Below are 5852 nucleotides of genomic sequence, written 5' to 3'. Positions count from 1 at the left end.
CGCGACTCATGAGTGCTCGGTTATATGCGGGCCAATTGGTTGTACGGTAGATTTTGTGTGTAGGCTTCTTCATTTGAAAATTATATCGCTGAAAAAGCCTTTACAGATAGGTTTGTGCAACAAAGCCAATATGAAGTGTGGGGTGAAATTTATATATAGGACGTTAAGCTTATGACTATACTCGCCCAATTTGATTTAGTAAAACCCAAATATCCTAAAAATGATCTACGTATGGATGGTTTTTATAATGCAACAGATTATGTAAATAAATTAGCTGAAAATCATTCAGGATTTATCTGGAGAGATTTAAATGAAAGCCAAAAAATAATTGACCAGCTTTTTGGGATTGGTCATTTATATACGTTATCTTTATGGAAAAATACAAATGAGTTCAAAGATTTCTTGTATAAAACTCCACATAATGAATTTCGACTCAAAGGTAGAGAGTGGTTCCATTCTATTACTGAGCCACACGTTGTGCTATGGTGGGTAGAAGATGATCACATACCCACCTTATACGAGGCATATGGTCGTTTAGAATTACTTAAAAAAATCGGTCCTTCAAAAGATGCTTTTACTATTAGATCAAGTGAGTTATTTGAAATAAGCAATTAATACCAATGATATTAAAGAATATACAATATTATATCTATTATGGAGTAAGTTCACTTACTCCATAAATTATTTATTTTCAATACATTCTTTTGCTACATTAGCAGTTGCATCCCAATCTTTCCATTGGTCTTGATATACTTGTGTTAAATAGGTATTTTGTTGCTGCTTCCAAATTTCCTCCCACCAAAAGGAAGTTTGAGCCGTGCGAAGAATAGATAAAGGATGAATATAAAGCTTGCGGATCTGATTAAATTTTTCATCTTTGAGCAAATAACTATAAACAGCATTGCGGTGTGGGCTGTTGTAAAGATAAGACCATAAACGTGCAAAATTTTGCAACATTCTTCGTCCGCCATCACCAATTGCTGTTGAAATATGAGCTCTTGTTTGCAGAACATCTACTCGCTCGTCTTTGTATTCACGAACGATCAGAAGTTCGCCTTCAGGGGAAATATTTCGAACGAAATGAATTTTCTTAACTTCGCTCATAAAAATTTCATGATCTGTAATTCCTTGAGTTAAAAATAATTCAGGAATATCTTGTTCTGGAATACCAGATGCATCAAATGATGAATTGGGGGTTGGATAACCATCTCCGTGAACCAGCCAGTCTTGATTGACCTTTAAAAAATCCGCAATACTTCGAAGCTGAGAAAAGGTAGGTTCTTGCTTTCCTTGCACCCAATCGAGGAAGATTTCAGCGGTGTCATAACCTAGCCGCTCTGCAATATGTGAATACTTAAGCTCTTTTGCATTTGAGTAATTAGACCACTGAATCGCATGAACCAATCGATCTGACAATTCCTTCTTGCGATCCATAAGCTGGTATGGGCCTAAAATAGTTTGTTCATTTCCTTCGATTTCCAGCTTTTTAAAATTAAAACTATTTTCTAAGCGGGCAACCACTTCAGCATTCATGGACCGCTTTGAATCCTGCGCTTCAGCCTCTATTTTTTGTTTTAGCTCTGTCGGTAATCTTAATTTTATTTGAGAATCGCTTAAAAGACTCATCTTAGAGTACCTCATTATATTGACAATAAACCATTATGGTTTATCATTATTGCACCATAGTGGTTTATTTGAGGTCGATATGAACCCCAATACTGAATTTGCTCAATTAAAAATACGCATCCCTGTATCACTGAGAAAGCAGCTGCAAGCAGAATCTAATGCCCAACAGCGATCTTTAAATGCTCAAATTAACTTTATGTTAAAGAAGTTTATGCAATTCTCGGACAATGTACAAATGAAAGATTAGTACAGTCATCGGCAGAAAAAATAAAGGCCCATGATGGTGCATGAGCCTTTAAGAGTTGTCTTAATTTTGCGGTCAAGACAAGATCATTGTATTGAACATTGATTCTTTTATCAATGTTCAATGAGTGGTTTCTGCCTCTTTAAGTGAACCAAAGAGGTCTATAATTTATGCGTATCGAAACCGATAAGATTCGGCAGGCAGTCAGACTGCTCAATTTAGAATACAGTCAAAGGGAAACGGCTAAACAAGTCAGTATTTCCAGAGATTCTGTTAAAGTGATTTATGAAAAGTTAAAACTTTTTCCAATCCACAATAGTGAACTTAATTTATTTACTAACCTTGAATTGCTCGACTATTTTGAAATCTCTAGGGCCGCTAACTATCCAACAAGAAAAATATATCCAGATTTTGAATATGTGAATCAAGAATTAAAAAAACGTGATATGACCCTTGAATTACTTTGGCAAGAATATATTGCTCAATATGCAAAGGGGCTTTCTTATTCACGTTTTTGTGAAGTATTTAGAAATTTCCAAAAGAAACGGCATTCGTCCATGCGCCAAAGTTTTAAAAGTGGTGAAGCGCTTTTAGTGGATTTTTGCGGTCGTACAATGGAAATCACATCGCCATTAGATGGATCAAAAAGTTATGTTCAGGTATTTGTAGGTGTTTTAGGGGCATCCGCGTATACGTTCGCTTATGCAGTGCCGAGCCAAAAAGTGGAACATTGGCTCGAATGTTTTATTCAGGCATTTAAGCATATCGGCGGTGTGCCAGACACAATTATCACAGACAATTTAAAGTCAGCCGTGATCAAGAACAATAAGTCGGGTTTAGAGTTTCAGAAGGATTTTGAAGATTTTGCTGCGCATTACGATTTTGCGATTATGCCAACTCGACCACGTCATCCAAAGGATAAAGGGCTGGCGGAAGTCAGTGTACAAATTGTTCAGCGTTCAGTTCTTGCATCTTTACGCAATCAAAAATTTTTCTCTATTGACGAACTCAACCAAGCAATCCAACAAAAAATGGATATCATAAACCGTAAAACTACTCGCCGATTTACCATTAGCCGTTATGAACAGTTCTTAGCTTTGGATGGTAAAGACCTCAATCCATTACCTCTTTACCCATATGAATTGTGTACTTGGAAACGTTCGGTGCGGGTGAGTGAATTCTATCGCGTTGAGTATCAATCTAACCAATATTCTGTTCCCTATACATATGCGCATTTACAAGTCGATATCAAGATCATGCAATCCGCAATTCACGTTTTTTATGAACGTGAAAAAATAGCTGAACATACGATCAATCAGGGGATCCATCAGGATATTTGTTTAGATGAGCATATGTCACCAGAGCATCTTGCGCAAAAAGGCCTATCCAAAGACGAAATCATTTTTTGGGCAAATCGTATGGGGTCACATACTTCACAGTATGTTAATCATATCCTCAGTCAAAAAAGAGACCTTGCCAAAAATATTAAATCATTAAACAAATTCAGAGAATGGATCGTAGATAAACAAAAATCATATTGTTTGGAAGGCGCTTGTCAATTTGCAATGGAACGCCAGATTTTTACGCTTAAGCGGCTTGAAAGCATTATCATGAATAATGCTTTCCTCATTCAGAAAACGTCAGACATTCAACCCCGTCCACCAACACCACATCAAAATATTCGTGGTGCAGATTATTATTTGCAGCATTCAGGAGTTACAGCACATGCTTAAAAAGTCAGTTAAAGATAAGCTGGAACAGCTTAAGCTCAAAGGTTTTCTTCGATCAGCAGAAAGCTCACTGGATCAAATGATCAGTCAGGAGGCGAGTATTGAAGAGTTCTTAGATTACTGTCTAGATGCTGAATTGAATGATCGAATAAATCGGAGAATTGAACGGTTATTTTCTCAAGCCAAATTCCGATATCCAAATGCAAGATTAGAACATATCGACTATGCAGCGGAACGGCAAATTAAAAAAGCAGATATTCATCGTTATGCGAGCTGTGAATGGATTCATGATGGTCGAGGGCTTATTATTTCAGGCTCAACAGGCGTAGGAAAATCATGGTTAGCTTGCGCTTTTGGAGCAGAGGCTTGTCATCGCAGTTACAGCACGATGTATTTTAATGCGATTAGTTTATTTGATGAAATTGCCAATGCAATCACTTTAGGTGAAATCAAAGACTTCAAGAAAAAAGTATGTACTGCAAAATTACTTATTATTGATGATTTTGGTTTAGGTGGATTTAATCAATCATTAGCACCAGCTTTTCTTGAAATTATTGATAAGCAATCTCAGAGCGGTGGACTTTTAATTACAAGCCAAGTTCCTAAAAAACTATGGTTTGAGCAGTTTCAAGATCCTACCATTGCAGATGCAGTCATGGATCGGATTTTACATAGATCTTATGAACTTGAGATTTTAGGCCGGTCGTACAGAGAGAAAATCTTTTCTCAAAAATAAAAGCTTATTTTTTTTAATTTGAGTGGCCGACTTGGAATAAGAATGAGTGGTAGACCACGAACAAGAATGGGTGGCCGACTTATCCAGTAATTTGCATGTATAGCATGTATTATGTTAATTTTAGGAAAACTATATAGTTATCACGAAGTATATTTCAAAAAAAATAATCAGATTGAAAAACAATAATTATGAAGTAAAATCATGTTAATTCTTAAACAGTCATGATAGTAATAATGAGCATTATAAAAAGTTTTTCTGTTGGTAATGGCGACATGTTCTATATAAAGCATAACAGTGATAATTTTACCATTATTGACTGTTATCTAAAGATGGATAATAAAGATAAAATTATTGAAGAAATAAAAGAACAATCCAAAGCAAAAACATTATCAAGATTTATTTCAACACATCCAGATGAAGATCATTTTGGCGGGATACATTGGCTAGATGATGTGAAACCAATTCAAAACTTTTATGTTGTAAAAAATAATGCTATCAAAAGCGTGGAAACAGATTCATTCAAAAGATACTGCAAATTAAGAGATGATAAAGAAAAAGCTTACTATATAGAAAAAGGTTGCACTCGTAAGTGGATGAATTTAAAAGATGAAAATAGAGGTAGTTCTGGTATTTCTATACTCTGGCCAAATTTACAAAATGCTGAATTCCAAAAAGCACTAGAAGAATGTAATCAGGGAAACGCTTTCAATAATTTATCAGCTGTTATTCGTTATGAACAAACTGATGGAGCAAGTGTACTTTGGTTAGGTGACTTAGAAACTGAGTTTATGGAATCAATCATAGATGATATTAACTTAACAAAAACTACAATTGTATTTGCAGCACATCATGGAAGGGAATCAGGAAAAGTACCTGACTCTTGGTTAGAAAAGTTAGATCCACAAATTATTGTGATTGGTGAAGCTAAATCACGCCATCTTCACTACTATACTGGATATCAAAAATTAACCCAAAATAGAGCAGGTGATATCACGATGGAATTGGTTGGTAATAAAGTTCACTTTTATTCATCTAAGCCTGAATATACACCAACAGCAGAACTAGACTTTGATTATCAAGATAGATTTGAAAATTATTTTGGAACTATAACTGTCGAAACTGAATACACATTATAAGATTAGGGGAAATATAGTGAATCTATCGGACTATTTTGATCAATACTCACTTTCTGCACGAGTAAGACCAGCATTATTTATTGTGTTACCGATAATATTAACTGCATACATTTTATTTGAACCACTGAGAACATTACTAGGTTCATTATTAGGAATATTATTGACTTGCGGAGTAGTTAATTTCTTTGCCAATCAAATGTCATCACAAGGCAATGTACTTCAAGATAAGTTATTTAAAAAATGGGGGGGTGCTCCCATACGCGCCAACTTAAGGCTTAAACTGTTGAAATATATTATAATTATCGCTTGAAAAATAAAAAAGGTGGTTGTATTTATTAATGCGCTAACACAAAACACAACCACCGTGGCGTATCATGATT

The 5852-nt window shown here is 35.2% G+C and carries 5 protein-coding genes; 4 read left to right on the top strand and 1 reads right to left on the bottom strand.

Translation table 11 applies throughout. The features are described from left to right. Positions 1 to 171 precede the first annotated feature (171 nt). Positions 172 to 615 (top strand): DUF3291 domain-containing protein, encoded by a 444-nt coding sequence (locus AC07E5_RS10270; RefSeq protein WP_279676147.1) that lies wholly within the window; start codon positions 172 to 174, stop codon positions 613 to 615. A 66-nt stretch (positions 616 to 681) separates the two neighbouring features. On the opposite strand, the gene AC07E5_RS10265 is transcribed toward AC07E5_RS10270, so the two are convergent. Further along, positions 682 to 1626: an Arc family DNA-binding protein gene (locus AC07E5_RS10265; protein WP_279676146.1), complete on the bottom strand. Its 945-nt coding sequence runs from the start codon at positions 1624 to 1626 to the stop codon at positions 682 to 684. A gap of 414 nt (positions 1627 to 2040) precedes the next feature. Between AC07E5_RS10265 and istA the strand changes: the two genes are divergently transcribed. The 3 genes from istA to AC07E5_RS10250 all read left to right on the top strand — a co-directional run bounded on the left by istA (position 2041) and on the right by AC07E5_RS10250 (position 5472). Further along, positions 2041 to 3603 carry an IS21 family transposase gene (istA, locus tag AC07E5_RS10260; protein ID WP_279676144.1) on the top strand — a complete coding sequence of 521 codons (1563 nt, stop codon included), beginning with the start codon at positions 2041 to 2043 and terminating at the stop codon, positions 3601 to 3603. After that, positions 3596 to 4336: an IS21-like element helper ATPase IstB gene (gene istB, locus AC07E5_RS10255; protein ID WP_279676143.1), complete on the top strand. Its 741-nt coding sequence runs from the start codon at positions 3596 to 3598 to the stop codon at positions 4334 to 4336. Before istA ends, istB begins: the two co-directional genes overlap by 8 nt. A gap of 233 nt (positions 4337 to 4569) precedes the next feature. Further along, complete coding sequence (locus AC07E5_RS10250) at positions 4570 to 5472, top strand: ComEC/Rec2 family competence protein (protein WP_180073019.1); 903 nt, start codon at positions 4570 to 4572, stop codon at positions 5470 to 5472. Positions 5473 to 5852 lie beyond the last annotated feature (380 nt).

The sequence above is a fragment of the Acinetobacter seohaensis genome (genome assembly GCF_056431365.1).
This window is presented reverse-complemented; position numbering and strand designations above follow the sequence as displayed.

Excerpts from the sequence above, each read along its gene's own strand:
- AC07E5_RS10270 (WP_279676147.1), top strand. The coding sequence starts at position 172 with ATGACTATACTCGCCCAATTTGATTTAGTAAAACCCAAATATCCTAAA.
- AC07E5_RS10265 (WP_279676146.1), bottom strand. The coding sequence starts at position 1,626 with ATGAGTCTTTTAAGCGATTCTCAAATAAAATTAAGATTACCGACAGAG.
- istA (WP_279676144.1), top strand. The coding sequence starts at position 2,041 with ATGCGTATCGAAACCGATAAGATTCGGCAGGCAGTCAGACTGCTCAAT.
- istB (WP_279676143.1), top strand. The coding sequence starts at position 3,596 with ATGCTTAAAAAGTCAGTTAAAGATAAGCTGGAACAGCTTAAGCTCAAA.
- AC07E5_RS10250 (WP_180073019.1), top strand. The coding sequence starts at position 4,570 with ATGAGCATTATAAAAAGTTTTTCTGTTGGTAATGGCGACATGTTCTAT.